This window comes from Spiribacter pallidus (assembly GCF_040838495.1).
GTDB classification, from domain to species: Bacteria; Pseudomonadota; Gammaproteobacteria; order Nitrococcales; family Nitrococcaceae; genus Spiribacter; species Spiribacter pallidus.
Genome location: NZ_JBAKFM010000001.1, coordinates 519,006 through 532,366 on the forward strand (window position 1 = coordinate 519,006; position 13,361 = coordinate 532,366).

Below are 13,361 nucleotides of genomic sequence, written 5' to 3' on the forward strand. Positions count from 1 at the left end.
ACCCCTACAACTGCCGGCTGACCCGGGCGAGCAAAAGGTCGATGGCCTGCGCACGCAGATCCCGCTCGAGTGCCTCAGCCTCGGCGTCTTCGGCCTGCATGCCCTGCCGGTTGTCGTCGGCGGCGGCTGCATAGGCAGCGGTGGCTCGAACCGTTTGCGCTTGACCGATATCGACATCGCCCCCGCTGCGTCCGCCCGGCTCGAGACGAAAATCGATCCGGTAGCGCAACTCATAGGCCTCGGCGAACCCGTCGGCATCGGTGGCAACGGTCCGGCGATCGACCCGGACATCCCGGATCACCAGCACCCGCTCGGCTGCCTGGCGGTCGGCCACAACCCGGGCGTCGAGATCGCGCAGCTGCCGGCCGACCTGATCGAGTATCGGCTGGCTGACCCCGCCTTCGATGGCGATGGCGAGGTCACCGAATCCGCCACCGGCCGCCCCACGCAGCTGCCAGCCGCAGCCGGCCATGGTGATCGACAGCAACAGCACCAAGGCCAGGTTTGCCAGGCGCATCAGTTGGCCACCACGTTGACCAACCGTCCCGGCACGACAATGACTTTGCGCACCTGCAGATCCGCGATGAAGCGCTGCACGTTGCCATCGGCGAGGGCCTGCTCGCGAATGGCCTCCTCCGCCGCCTCGGCGGCCACCCGGATGCGACTGCGCAGTTTGCCGTTGACCTGGACGACCAGCTCGATCTCGTCCTGCGCCAGCGCGGCCTCGTCAACCTGCGGCCAGGGTTGGTCGACGGCGGCACCGGTCCGGCCAAGATCCTGCCAGAGGCGGTGGCTGAGATGCGGCGTGATGGGCTGGAGCATGAGCACCACCGCCTCGAGCACCTCCTGACGCAACCCACGGGCCGGCCCGGTGGTGGCATCAAAACGGCCCAGCGCGTTGCAAAGCTCCATGACCGCGGCGATGGCGGTATTGAACGTATAACGCCGGCCGACGTCGTCGGTCACCTTGGCAATGCTCTGGTGGAGTTTGCGCCGCAACGCCAGGCCCTCGTCGTCCAGCGCCGCCGCGTCGGCATCGGCGGGCACAGGGCCGGCCTGAACATGCTCGACGACCAGTGAATAGAGTCGCTTGAGAAAGCGCGAAGCCCCCTCGACACCGCTGTCCTGCCACTCCAGCGCCTGATCGGGCGGCGCCGCGAACATGGTGAAAAGCCGCACCGTATCGGCGCCGAAACGCGCCACCAGCGTCTCGGGGTCTTCGCCGTTGTTCTTGGATTTGGACATGGTTGTCCAGCCGGTGGCCTCTACCGCCGCGCCGTCGCTGCGCCGGGTGGCCCCGACGATACGGCCCTTGCCGTCGCGCTCGACCGCGACCTCGGCCGGCGCGATCCACTCCCGGCCATGCTCGTCGCTGTCGCGGTAATAGGCCTCCGCCAGCACCATGCCCTGGCAGAGCAGGTTGGTCGCCGGCTCATCGCTGTCCACCCAGCCCAGATCGCGCATGAGCTTGTGCCAGAACCGGAAGTAGAGCAGGTGCATGACCGCATGTTCGATGCCGCCGATGTACTGATCCACCGGCAACCAGTGATTGGCTCGCTCATCGAGCATGGCATCGGCATCGGCGCTGCAGTAGCGGGCGTAGTACCAGGATGACTCGACAAAGGTATCGAAGGTATCGGTCTCGCGCTCGGCCGGCTTGCCGCAACACGGACAATCCACCGCCCGCCAGTCGGCATCGGTCTTGAGCGGCGATTGCACACCGCTGAAGCTCACCTGCTCGGGCAGAGTCACCGGCAGATCCGCGTCGGGCACGGCGACCGGGCCGCAATCATCGCAATGGATGATCGGGATGGGACAGCCCCAGTATCGCTGTCTCGACACACCCCAGTCGCGGAGCCGGTAGTTGACCCGCCGCTCGCCGATGCCCCGGGCCTGGAGGTGATCGGCAATGGCCTCGAAGGCCTTGTCAAAATCCAGCCCGGTAAACTCGCCGGCGTTCACAGTGACAAGCCCTTCCTTGGCGGCCCAGGGCTCGGCCTGCACATCAATCGGGCTGCCATCCGCCGGCCCCACCGCCTGACGGATCGGCAACCCGTAGCGGCGGGCGAATTCATGATCGCGTTGATCGTGGGCGGGCACCGCCATGATGGCGCCGGTGCCGTAGCCCATGAGCACGAAATTGGCCACCCAGACCGGAATACGCTCGCCCGAGAGCGGGTTGATCGCTTCGACACCCAGCGGCATGCCCTTTTTCTCGAGCTTCTCCAGGGCCTCTTCGGTGACTGCACCGCGACGGATTTCGGCGAGAAAATCACCAATCCGCGGATCCCGTTCCGCCGCGGCGACCGCCAGCGGATGGTCGGCCGCCACCGCCATGTACGTCGCCCCGAAAAGGGTATCCGGCCGGGTGGTGTAGACCCGCAGCGGCTCACCCCCGTCGGCCAGGGCAAAGTCCAGCTCCACCCCTTCGGAGCGGCCAATCCAGTTGCGTTGCATGGTCTTGACCGCGTCCGGCCAGCCGGGCAGCCGATCCAGCCCCTCGAGCAATTCGTCGGCATAATCGGTGATGCGCAAAAACCACTGCGGGATCTCGCGACGCTCGACCAGCGCACCCGAGCGCCAGCCGCGGCCGTCCACTACCTGTTCGTTGGCAAGCACGGTTTGATCCACCGGATCCCAGTTGACCACCGCCCTGGCGCGATAGACCAAGCCCTTTTCGAACAGCCGGGTGAACATGAATTGCTCCCAGCGATAGTAGTCGGGATCGCAGGTGGTGACCTCGCGCCGCCAGTCGTAGCCGTAGCCCATGCGCTGGAGTTGCCGGCGCATGTGGTCGATATTCTGATAGGTCCACTCGGCCGGCGGTACGCCCCGTTTGATCGCCGCATTTTCCGCCGGCAGCCCGAAGGCATCCCAGCCCATGGGCTGGAGCACATTCCGCCCCTGCATCCGCTGGAAACGGCTGATGACATCACCGATGGTGTAGTTGCGGACATGGCCCATGTGCAGCCGCCCACTGGGGTAGGGCAGCATGGACAGGCAGTAGTATTTTTCCTGATCCGGACGTTCCTCGACCTGGAAACTGCCTTCACGGGTCCAGTAGGCCTGGGCGTCGGCCTCGATGCTTGCGGGGTCGTAGTGCTTTTCCATGGCGCGAGAGGATACCCCGTCGGCCATGGCCAATGCATCTATGCTCAGTGCGACGTCCGCCGCGCCGCCCGCTGGAAGGTCGTACCGCGACAGCTCGGGCATGGCGGGATATGACCGGCCCGGGCGAAGTGCAGGCGCTCGCCACAGCCGTCGCAGACCAGCGTCCCCGGCCCGGTGATCTCGCCGGTATGATAACTCGCCGCCGCCTGCAATTCGCGATTGAACGCCTGCCACTGCAGCCGCGTCTGATCCGCCACCGAGGCAAACCGATCCCACATCCAGCGCTCGACAAGCTGTAGATCCATGTACAGCCAATCGCCATAGGTCCCGCGGGCCTTTTCCACGTACTCCGCAGCGTCTTCCAGGTCCCGTCGAAGATAGCCCGCCACCCGGTCGGCCTCGTCCCGGGTGAGCTCACCGAGCTCGATACTGCGCTCGCGGACGGTCTCAAGGGCGTCGCGAAAGCCATGTTCCACCGCCTCGCCGGTCTCTTCGAGGCGCTCGCGCAGGCGCTCGAGCATGCGCTCGTAGGCGTGGACCTGGGACGACTGGCGGTCCGGATCTTCACTCATGGTTGCCCTCCTGTCCGTGGCGCCACCAGTGTAACCGACACTAAAGCTGACGAAAGAGCGCAAACCGCCGCCGCCCGGTCACCAGCAGCCCAACCAGCAGCGCCGTCGAAACACCCGCCAGCGGCCAGTCCCGCCAACGCACATAGGGGGTGGCGCCCTCGCGTGGTGTGACCTCACCGCGCAGCACCGCCCGCTGGAAAAGCGGCGTATTGGCCTTGAGCTCACCATCCGCTGCGATGATCGCCGAGACGCCGGTATTGGTGGCCCGGATCATCGGCCGGCCGGTCTCGAGCGACCGCATGCGGGCCATCTGCAGATGCTGCCAGGGGGCGCTGGAGCGTCCGAACCAGGCATCATTGCTGACATTGAGCAGGATCCGCGCCGCCGGCAGCGCATCGGCGAGCTCGGCACCAAACGTCACCTCATAGCAGATACTCACGCCAAGCGGCTGGCCGGCGGCCATCAGGGGCGCTGCCGATGTGCCGGGCTTGAAATCCCCAAGGGGGGTGCCGACAAAATCGAGGATACCGCCGGCCACCTTGCGAAATGGCACGTACTCGCCAAAAGGCACCAGGTGTCGTTTGAAGTAAAACTGCGGCGTCTCGCCCGGGACGGCCACCGCGTTGAAGCGCTGCTCGCCCCGGGCCACCGGCGCACCGAGCACCAGCGTGCTGCCGGCCGCCCGGGCCTCGCCGGCCAACGACTGTAGCCAGTCCTCGGCCCCTTTGTAGAACACCGGCAGCGCCGTCTCCGGCCAGACAATCAGATCGGCGCCCAACTGCTGGCGAGTCAGCGCGGCATATTCACCCACAATGGCCGAGCGCTCGTCCGGGTCCCATTTGCGGGACTGCTCGATATTGCCCTGCAAAAGCGCCACGGTCAGTGGCTCGCCCGCCGGCTGGCCCCATTGCGAGGGCAGCAAAAGCCCGCCTGTCGTGACGATCACAACCACCACCAGCGACTCGGCCAAGCGCCTCGACAGGGGGCGTCGCAGCCACCAGGCGAGGGCCCCGGCCATGAGCGCCACGGCGAGCCCCGGGCCGTAGACGCCCAGCCACGGGGCATAGGCCCCGAGCGGCGTGTCCACCTGGGTATACCCCAGGCTCAACCACGTCGCCCCGGTTAAAAACCAGCTCCGCACCCACTCCACCCAGATCCAGGCAAGGGGCAGGGCCAGTAGATACAACCCCCGACGCCAGTGCCGGCCGACCCACCAGCCCAGGGTCAGGGCCAGGGCGGGAATCAGGGCAAACAAGGCCACCAGAACCGCAGTGGCCACGCTCGCCGCCACCGGCCCGCCGCCGTAATCGGCAATGCTGTGGAAAATCCAGTACACCCCCAGACCGGCGTAACCGAGCCCGAAGACGTAGCCAAGGGCGAAGACCTCGCCCCCGCGACGGTTGGCGCCCAGCAGCGAGAAGACCACACCGAGCGCCAGCACCGGGATCCAGAAGCTATTGAATGGCGCAAAACCGACCGCCAGCAACAGACCGCTGAGCAGGGCCAGCAGCAGCCGGGCGCCAATGGCCATCAACGCTTATGCCTCCTGGCCGGAGGGCGTTGCCGCGTCCGGTGGGGTCACCAGGAGCAGATGCATCCGGCGGCTATCCGCGCGCACCACATCAAAGCGAAAGTCATCGAGCATCAAATGCTCGCCGCGCCGCGGCACATGGCCGAAGCCGTTGGCCACCAGCCCGCCGATGGTGTCGAACTCGTCATCGCTGAAGTCGCTGCCGAAATGCTCGTTGAAAAGATCGATGGGCGTCAGGGCCTTGACCACGGTGCGGCCGTCGTCGTTACGGCTCAAGATCCACGAGGCCTCATCCTGATCATGCTCGTCGTCGATCTCGCCGACGATCTGCTCGATGACATCCTCGATGGTGGCAATGCCGGCCATGCCGCCGTACTCGTCCACCACCACCGCCAGGTGGTTGCGGCTTTCCTGAAAGAGCTTGAGCAGCGCATCCAGGCGCTTGCTCTCGGGGATAAAAAGCGCCGGCCGGAGCAGTTCGCGGAGCTGGAATTCGCGCTGGTGCTGAGGGTCGAGATACGGCAGAAGGTCTTTGGCGATGAGAATGCCGATGACATCGTCCCGGCTGTCGCCGGTGACCGGAAACCGCGAGTGGCCGCTTTCGATGATTGCCGGCAGCAGATCCCAGACCGATTCCGAGCGCCGCAGCGCCGAGACCTGGGAGCGAGGGATCATCACGTCACGAACCTGCAGGTCGGCCACATGCAGCACGCCTTCGCACATGGAAAGCGCATCGGCATCCAGAATGCCGCGCCGATGCGCCGCGCGCAGCGTCTGCACGACCCCCTCGCGATCTTCGATTTCGTGGCGAGTGAGGGTCTGGCCGAGTCGCTTCAGCCACCCCGGGTGACCGGAAGCCGTACTCCCGGATTGCTCATCATTCATGCCTTCGTAAGGCCTCATCTGGCGACCGGATGGTCGATGGGTTAGCGCGCTGGATACAGCGCACTAACCGATCGGTTCACCCGCCGCCGAATCACTGCGATAGGGGTCGGCAATATCCATCTCTGCAAGCACCCGCCGCTCTTCGGCCTCCATTGCCTCGGCCTCCACGCTATCCAGATGATCGAAGCCAAGCAAGTGCAACACCCCGTGGACGGTCAGATGCGCCCAGTGCTGATGTTCGGCCTTGCCCTGGTCGGCGGCTTCCCGGGCCACCACCGGGGCGCAGATGAGAAGATCGCCAAGCAAGGGCAGATCGACACCGTCCGGCAGATCGACCGGAAAGGCAAGGACATTGGTCGGCCGATCCTTGCCGCGATAGTCACGATTGAGCCGCCGCATCTCTTCGGCGTCGACCACCCGAATGCCCAGCTCCCAGTCGCCGCGGCGATCGGCAAGCGCGGCTGTCACCCACCTGCGGAAGTCCGCTTCGGACGGGATCACGGCGTCCACCGCCGAGTGCAGTATCAACTCGGGCATGGCGCGGCTAGTCGGCGTCATCGCCGCGCACGTCATAGGCGCGGACGATGCGCTGCACCAGGTCGTGACGGACCACATCCCGGGCATTGAAAAAGCTAAAACTCACACCGTCGACATCCCGCAGGACATCAATGGCATCCCGCAGCCCGGAGGCCCGGCCGGCGGGCAGATCAATCTGGGTGACATCGCCGGTGACCACCGCCGTCGAGCCAAACCCCAGGCGGGTGAGGAACATCTTCATCTGCTCGACGGTGGTGTTCTGCGCCTCATCGAGGATGATAAACGCATCGTTCAGCGTCCGGCCCCGCATGTAGGCGAGCGGGGCGACCTCGATGACGTTGCGCTCGATGAGTTTATTGACCCGCTCGAAGCCGAGCATCTCGAAAAGCGCATCGTAGAGCGGGCGCAGATAGGGATCGACCTTCTGGGCCAGGTCCCCGGGCAGAAAACCGAGCCGCTCGCCGGCCTCCACCGCCGGCCGGACCAGCACCAGCCGCTGGACGGCCTCCTGCTGCAGCGCCTCGACCGCGCAGGCGACGGCCAGGTAGGTCTTACCGGTGCCCGCCGGCCCGATCCCGAAGTTCAGATCATGGCGCTGGATGGCGTCCAGATAGTAACGCTGGCTGGGCCCCCGGCCGCGAATCATGCCCTTGCGGGTGCGGATGCTGACCGCCGGGCCCTCGTCCTCGGTGTCGGCCTCCAGACGGGCGTCGGCCGCGTCGGCTTCGGCACTGCGCAGCTGCAGATGGACATTCTCGGCGCCGATCACCTCACGGGCGGTGTGATCATAGAGTGCCCGGATCACATCGCCCGCCACCGATGCCGCTGCATCCTCACCGATGATGCGAAAACGGTGGCCGCGGTTTTCGATTTCCACGCCCAGTCGTTTTTCCACCTGTCGCAGGTTTTCGTCGAACTGGCCACAGAGATTGGCCAGGCGCTCGTTGTCGGCCGGTGCCAGGGTAAAATCCACTGCCTCGGGATGCCCGGTGCTCAAAACGCCTTCCGTGTCATGACACCGCCACGGATTCGGCATCCGGCGCGCTGGCATGCAGATCCGGCTCGAGGACCGGGTCGATGTCGAGCATCTCACCGCGCAGCGAATGGGCCATCGCCAGGGTGATGCGCACCCGCACGAAGCGGCCGATCAGCCGGGGGTTGCCAGGAAAGTTCACCACCCGGTTGTTGCTGGTGCGGCCCTTGAGCTCGCCTTCGTCCTTGCGTGAGACCCCGTCAACCAGCACCGTCTCGACCCCGCCGACCATGGCCTCGCTGATGCCCCGGGCGTTGTCATCAAGCACCGCCTGAAGCCGCTGCAAGCGGGCCTTTTTACTCTCGAGCGGCGTGGCATCCGGCAGCTGCGCGGCGGGGGTCCCGGGCCGGCGCGAGAAGATAAAGCTAAACGACTGATCAAAGCCCACCTGCTCGACCAGATCGATGGTCTGTTCGAAGTCCCGATCCATCTCACCGGGAAAGCCGATGATGAAATCCGAGGATATGACGATCCCCGGGCGAGCGGCCCGCAGCCGGGCGATCAGGTCAAGAAAATGCTCCCGGCCATGGTTTCGCTTCATCAGCGCAAGGACATTGTCCGAGCCACTCTGCACCGGCAGATGCAGATGATCCACGAGCTCCGGCACCTGGGCGTAGGCGTCCACCAGACTGGGCGTGAAATCCAGCGGATGCGAGGTGGTGAACCGGATCCGGTCAATGCCGTCGATGGCGGCAATATAGTGGATCAGCAACGCCAGATCCGCCGCCTCGCCCTCGGGGCCGTGGGCGGCATAGCCATTGACGTTCTGCCCCAGCAGGGTGACTTCGCGCACCCCCTGTTCGGCCAGTTCGGCGCATTCGGCGAGCACATCCTCGAAGGGACGGCTGATTTCCTCACCCCGGGTGTAGGGCACCACACAGAAGCTGCAGTACTTGCTGCAGCCCTCCATGATCGAGACGAACGCCGTGGGCCCTTCGGCCCGCGGCTCGGGCAGCCGGTCGAACTTCTCGATTTCGGGAAAGCTGACATCCACCACCGCACGGCGACTCTCCCGCGCCCGATTAACCATGTCCGGCAGGCGGTGAAGGGTCTGGGGGCCAAATACCATGTCTACGAACGGGGCCCGCTCGGCGATCGCCGCGCCCTCCTGGCTGGCGACACACCCACCGACACCGATGAGCATATCAGGCTTGTCCGCTTTCAGCGCCCGCCACCGACCCAGCTCCGAGAAGACCTTCTCTTGGGCTTTCTCCCGGATCGAACAGGTATTGAGCAGGATGATATCCGCCGCTTCGGGGCTCTGAACCCGCTCGTAGTCCCCCTCCGCCGCCAGCACATCGACCATGCGGGCCGAGTCGTACTCGTTCATCTGGCAGCCGTGAGTGCGAACATAAACTTTCTGCGTCATGGCGCAGAGAATACTAGCGCGACCCGGCCCGGACAATCCGAGGTTCAGCGGCCGTAGACGTCTTCCAGGCGGGTGATGTCGTCCTCGCCCAGATAGCTCCCGGACTGGACCTCGACCAGCTCCAGCGGGATCTTGCCGGGATTATCCAGGCGGTGGACCTCGCCCAGGGGGATGTAGGTGGACTGATCCTCGCTGAGCAGAAAAGTCTCCTCGCCCCGCACGACCCGCGCCGTCCCCTTGACCACCACCCAGTGTTCGGCGCGGTGGTGGTGTTTTTGCAGTGACAGCTGACACCCGGGGTTGACCACGATGCGCTTGACCTGGAACCGATCGCCCCGAACCAGCCCCTCATAGCTGCCCCAGGGGCGATGGACCTGACGGTGCTCCATGGCCTCGTGTCGTCGTGCCGCCTGCAGGCGCTGGACGACGGCCTTGACCGACTGAACCGCCTCGCGGGATGCCACCAGCACCGAGTCGCCGGTCTCCACCACCACATGATTGTCGAGGCCCACCGTGGCCACCAGCCGGCTCTCGGCGCGGATGTAGTTGCCCGAGCTCTGCTCGGCGATGACATCCCCCATCAGGACATTGCCCTCGGCATCCGCCGTGCCGGCCTCCAGCAGCGCCGCCCACGATCCCAGATCGCTCCATCCGGCCTCCAGCGGCACGGTCACCGCGGCATCGGTTTTCTCCATGACCGCATAGTCGATGGAATCCGCCGGACAGTCGGCAAACGCCGTCTCATCCAGCCGGATGAAATCCAGATCGGCCACCGCCGCTGCCATCGCCGCCTCGCAGCAACGCAGCATCTCCGGGGCATGGGCCTGCAGTGCCGCCAGATAATCCGAGGCGCGCAGGACAAACATCCCCGAGTTCCAGTAATGGTCGCCGGCGGCCACATAGGCCTCGGCGGTGGCGGCATCGGGTTTTTCGACGAAACGCTCGACACGATAGACCCGATCCTGACCGGGCAGCGATGGCCCGGCCTGCAGATACCCATAGCCGGTCTCCACCCGGGTGGGCACGATGCCGAAAGTAGCCAGCCAGCCCTTTGCAGCAGCCTCCACCGCATCCCCCAGCGCCTCGCGCAGGGCGGCCGGCTCGGCCACCAGGTGATCCGCGGGGAAGGCCGCCAGCACCGCCTCGTCGCTTTGCTGCAGCGCCGCCAGGGCGGCAACCGCAAGTGCCGGCGCGGTGTTCCGGCCCACCGGCTCGAGCAGGATCCGGGCCTGTCCCAGGGGGTTGCCCCGCAGCTGCTCGGCGACCAGAAATCGATGGGCCTCGTTGGCGACCACCACGGGAGCCGCCAGCGAGGGCAGCCCCTGCAAGCGCTCGAGGGTCTGTTGCACCAGGGTCCGGCCGCTATTGCCGACATCCAGAAACTGCTTGGGATAGTGCTCGCGCGACAGCGGCCACAGCCGCGACCCCACCCCGCCGCAGAGGATGACCGGATGCACCACCGGCCCCGGATCCGCCGCCGTCATGGCCCATCCCCCGCTTCGGGCGCCACCACCGGCCGGCCGATGGGGTAGTAATGAAAGCCGAGCTGCTGGAGTGCGTGGGGGTCGAACAGATTGCGCCCGTCAAAAATCACCGGCGCCGCCAGGCGATCGCGAATCAGGTCGAAGTCCGGGCTGCGAAAGACATTCCACTCGGTCATGATCACCAGCGCATCGGCCCCCTCGAGGGTCGCTTCGGGGCGGTCGCAAAGGGTCAACCCCGGCTGGCCGGGGTAGATCCGGCGGGTCTCTTCCATGGCCTTGGGGTCAAAAGCCCGAACCTCAGCACCCGCCTCCCAGAGCGATTCCATCAACCGCCGGCTGGCCGCCTCGCGCATGTCATCGGTGTTGGGCTTGAACGCCAGCCCCCACAGGGCAAAACAGCGCCCCTGCAAGCCGTCCGCGTAATGCTCGCGAATGCGCTTGAACACATAATGCTTCTGCCGGGCGTTGACCTCTTCCACCGCCTCGAGCAACTGCGGGATATACCCCACATCGTTGGCGGTCCGGGCAAGCGCCTGGACATCCTTGGGAAAGCAGGAGCCACCATAGCCGGCCCCGGGATAGATGAAGTGATAGCCAATGCGTGGATCCGATCCCATCCCCACCCGGACACGCTCGATATCCGCGCCAACGCGGTCGGCAATGTTGGCGAGCTCGTTCATGAAGCTGATCTTGGTCGCAAGCATGGCGTTGGCGGCATACTTGGTCAGCTCGGCCGAGCGAACATCCATGCTGATCAGTCGATCGTGGTTGCGGTTGAACGGCGCATAAAGGTCATGCAGCGCATCCCGGGCCCGGGCGTCATCACAGCCGACAATCACCCGCTCGGGCTTCATGAAATCCTCCACCGCCGCGCCTTCTTTGAGGAATTCGGGGTTGGAGACCACCGAAAAGTCCACCGCCCGGCCCTCGTCGGCCAGCCGCCGGCGGACGGTCTCGCGCACCCGGTCGGCGGTGCCCACCGGCACCGTGGATTTATCGACGATGATCTTGTAATCCTGCATGGACGTCGCGATGCTGTCGGCCACCGCCAGCACATGCCGTAGATCCGCCGACCCATCCTCATCCGGCGGCGTCCCCACGGCGATGAACTGAAACTCGCCATGGGCAACCGCCTCGGCGGCATCGGTGGTAAAGCGCAGACGCCCGCTGGCATGGTTGCGCACCACCATGGCCTCGAGGCCGGGCTCGTAGATGGGGATCTCACCGGCATTGAGCCGATCGATCTTGCCAGCGTCGACGTCCACGCAGATGACGTCGTTACCGACCTCGGCAAAGCAGGCACCGGTGACCAGCCCCACATAGCCGGTCCCGAAAATGGTAATGCGCATCGATCCCCTCCCTGGTGGATTCAGTTGGCGCCGGCGGCCGCCTCCAGGGCCACCTTCATCATGTCCTGGAAGCTGTTCTGCCGCTCATCGGCACTGGTGGAGGCACCGGTCATGACATGGTCGCTGACCGTGAGGATGCTCACCGCGCGCTTGCCGGTCTCGGCGGCAACGCCGTAGAGGCCGGCGGCTTCCATCTCGACGGCAAGAATGCCATGGGACTGCATCATGGCGAAGAAATCCGGCGTGGGGTTGTAGAAAAGCTCGGAGGAAAAGACATTGCCCACGCGGGCCTCGATCCCCGCCGCCCGGGCCGCACCGACCGTCGCCTCGAGCAGGCCGAAATCGGCAATGGCGGCAAAATCGTGCCCCCCAAAGCGGGTGCGATTGACGCTCGAGTCCGTCGACGCCCCCATGGCAACGATAATGTCGCGGACCGCCACCGAATCGCTGACCCCCCCGCAGGTGCCGACACGGATGATCTTCTCGACGTCGTACTGGGTGTAGAGCTCAAAGGCGTAAATGGACATCGAGGGGATCCCCATCCCCGAGCCCATCACCGAGACCGGCGCGCCCCGATAGGTCCCGGTGTAGCCGAGCATGTTGCGCGTGCTCGTCACCTCGCGGGCGTTGTCCAGGTAGTTCTCGGCGATCACCCGGGCCCGCAGCGGATCCCCCGGCATGAGCACGGTCTCGGCAAAATCCCCCCGTTCGGCGCTGATATGCGGCGTTGCCATGGCCCTGGCCTCCATCGATCGGCTGTGTATGTCGCAATCCAGCCGCGAACTCTACTGCGCCGACCCGGTCCTGACCAGCGTCCGACGGCCCAGCGCAGGTGCAAGCCGCCGCCCGCAACGGCAGAATGGCGGATCAAGAGACGATGGAAGGACAGGATGACCCACGAACGGCCCCTGGCGCTTTTTGATCTGGACGGCACGCTGACCCGGCGCGATACGCTAAGCGATCTGCTCTATCACGCCTTCGGGCCCTGGCAGGTGGCCCGGCGCGCCCTGCCGCTGGTGCCAACGCTGCTGGGGGTGCCACTGGGTCGGGTCCATCGCGATATCGCCAAAACGGCCGTTTTGCGTGCCTTCTTTGGCGGCATGGCGGAGGGCGAGTTTGCCGGTCTGGCCCGCGAATATGCCACCGATGGGCTGCCCCGACTGCTCAGGCCCATGGCCGAGGCGCGCCTGCACTGGCACATCGAGCAGGGCCATCGGGTGATCGTGATATCGGCATCGCTCCAGGACTGGATCGAGCCCTGGGCGCAGGGTCTGGGCATCGAGGTCATTGCAAGCCGGGCCGAGCGCCAGCAGGGACGGTTGACCGGGCAGCTGGCCGGCCCCAACTGCCGGGGCGAGGAAAAGGTCCGGCGGCTGACCGAGCGGCTTGACCCGCAGGCCTACACCCCCGTTTATGCTTACGGGGACACCGACGGCGATACGGCCATGCTGGCCCTGGCCGATTATCCGGTTTATCGGGGGTTACGCTGA

12 protein-coding genes are annotated in these 13,361 nt (G+C 65.8%); 1 reads left to right on the forward strand and 11 read right to left on the reverse strand.

Annotated features, from left to right (window positions below; genetic code table 11):
- Positions 1–4: 4 nt before the first annotated feature.
- From V6X73_RS02580 to deoD, 11 genes are all read right to left on the reverse strand, one after another.
- Positions 5–517 (reverse strand): LPS-assembly lipoprotein LptE, encoded by a 513-nt coding sequence (locus tag V6X73_RS02580; RefSeq protein ID WP_367957879.1) that lies wholly within the window; start codon positions 515–517, stop codon positions 5–7.
- Positions 517–3,111 (reverse strand): leucine--tRNA ligase, encoded by a 2,595-nt coding sequence (gene leuS / locus V6X73_RS02585; RefSeq protein ID WP_367958377.1) that lies wholly within the window; start codon positions 3,109–3,111, stop codon positions 517–519. The genes V6X73_RS02580 and leuS overlap by 1 nt, the downstream gene beginning before the upstream one ends.
- Positions 3,112–3,155: 44 nt before the next feature.
- Positions 3,156–3,683: a zinc ribbon-containing protein gene (locus V6X73_RS02590; protein WP_367957878.1), complete on the reverse strand. Its 528-nt coding sequence runs from the start codon at positions 3,681–3,683 to the stop codon at positions 3,156–3,158.
- 40 nt (positions 3,684–3,723) lie between these two features.
- The gene (gene lnt / locus V6X73_RS02595) at positions 3,724–5,214 is read right to left on the reverse strand and encodes an apolipoprotein N-acyltransferase (RefSeq protein WP_367957877.1); all 1,491 of its coding nucleotides are present in this window, start codon (positions 5,212–5,214) and stop codon (positions 3,724–3,726) included.
- Between the two features lie 6 nt (positions 5,215–5,220).
- Positions 5,221–6,099 carry an HlyC/CorC family transporter gene (locus tag V6X73_RS02600; protein WP_367958376.1) on the reverse strand — a complete coding sequence of 293 codons (879 nt, stop codon included), beginning with the start codon at positions 6,097–6,099 and terminating at the stop codon, positions 5,221–5,223.
- Between the two features lie 63 nt (positions 6,100–6,162).
- Complete coding sequence (gene ybeY / locus V6X73_RS02605; RefSeq protein ID WP_367991046.1) at positions 6,163–6,657, reverse strand: rRNA maturation RNase YbeY; 495 nt, start codon at positions 6,655–6,657, stop codon at positions 6,163–6,165.
- Positions 6,644–7,672 (reverse strand): PhoH family protein, encoded by a 1,029-nt coding sequence (locus V6X73_RS02610; RefSeq protein WP_367957875.1) that lies wholly within the window; start codon positions 7,670–7,672, stop codon positions 6,644–6,646. Before V6X73_RS02610 ends, ybeY begins: the two co-directional genes overlap by 14 nt.
- Positions 7,647–9,038 (reverse strand): tRNA (N6-isopentenyl adenosine(37)-C2)-methylthiotransferase MiaB, encoded by a 1,392-nt coding sequence (gene miaB, locus V6X73_RS02615; RefSeq protein ID WP_367957874.1) that lies wholly within the window; start codon positions 9,036–9,038, stop codon positions 7,647–7,649. Before miaB ends, V6X73_RS02610 begins: the two co-directional genes overlap by 26 nt.
- A 44-nt stretch (positions 9,039–9,082) precedes the next feature.
- Positions 9,083–10,522, reverse strand: a complete 1,440-nt coding sequence (locus V6X73_RS02620; RefSeq protein ID WP_367957873.1) for a mannose-1-phosphate guanylyltransferase/mannose-6-phosphate isomerase — start codon at positions 10,520–10,522, stop codon at positions 9,083–9,085.
- Positions 10,519–11,871 (reverse strand): UDP-glucose dehydrogenase family protein, encoded by a 1,353-nt coding sequence (locus V6X73_RS02625; RefSeq protein WP_367957872.1) that lies wholly within the window; start codon positions 11,869–11,871, stop codon positions 10,519–10,521. Before V6X73_RS02625 ends, V6X73_RS02620 begins: the two co-directional genes overlap by 4 nt.
- Before the next feature lie 20 nt (positions 11,872–11,891).
- Positions 11,892–12,605 (reverse strand): purine-nucleoside phosphorylase, encoded by a 714-nt coding sequence (gene deoD, locus V6X73_RS02630; RefSeq protein ID WP_367957871.1) that lies wholly within the window; start codon positions 12,603–12,605, stop codon positions 11,892–11,894.
- Between the two features lie 156 nt (positions 12,606–12,761).
- On the opposite strand from deoD, the gene V6X73_RS02635 reads away from it, so the two are divergent.
- Positions 12,762–13,361 carry an HAD family hydrolase gene (locus V6X73_RS02635; RefSeq protein ID WP_367957870.1) on the forward strand — a complete coding sequence of 200 codons (600 nt, stop codon included), beginning with the start codon at positions 12,762–12,764 and terminating at the stop codon, positions 13,359–13,361.

Coding starts and splice junctions, on each gene's coding strand:
- V6X73_RS02580 (WP_367957879.1), bottom strand. CDS start 517: ATGCGCCTGGCAAACCTGGCCTTGGTGCTGTTGCTGTCGATCACCATG.
- leuS (WP_367958377.1), bottom strand. CDS start 3,111: ATGGAAAAGCACTACGACCCCGCAAGCATCGAGGCCGACGCCCAGGCC.
- V6X73_RS02590 (WP_367957878.1), bottom strand. CDS start 3,683: ATGAGTGAAGATCCGGACCGCCAGTCGTCCCAGGTCCACGCCTACGAG.
- lnt (WP_367957877.1), bottom strand. CDS start 5,214: ATGGCCATTGGCGCCCGGCTGCTGCTGGCCCTGCTCAGCGGTCTGTTG.
- V6X73_RS02600 (WP_367958376.1), bottom strand. CDS start 6,099: ATGAATGATGAGCAATCCGGGAGTACGGCTTCCGGTCACCCGGGGTGG.
- ybeY (WP_367991046.1), bottom strand. CDS start 6,657: ATGACGCCGACTAGCCGCGCCATGCCCGAGTTGATACTGCACTCGGCG.
- V6X73_RS02610 (WP_367957875.1), bottom strand. CDS start 7,672: ATGCCGAATCCGTGGCGGTGTCATGACACGGAAGGCGTTTTGAGCACC.
- miaB (WP_367957874.1), bottom strand. CDS start 9,038: ATGACGCAGAAAGTTTATGTTCGCACTCACGGCTGCCAGATGAACGAG.
- V6X73_RS02620 (WP_367957873.1), bottom strand. CDS start 10,522: ATGACGGCGGCGGATCCGGGGCCGGTGGTGCATCCGGTCATCCTCTGC.
- V6X73_RS02625 (WP_367957872.1), bottom strand. CDS start 11,871: ATGCGCATTACCATTTTCGGGACCGGCTATGTGGGGCTGGTCACCGGT.
- deoD (WP_367957871.1), bottom strand. CDS start 12,605: ATGGCAACGCCGCATATCAGCGCCGAACGGGGGGATTTTGCCGAGACC.
- V6X73_RS02635 (WP_367957870.1), top strand. CDS start 12,762: ATGACCCACGAACGGCCCCTGGCGCTTTTTGATCTGGACGGCACGCTG.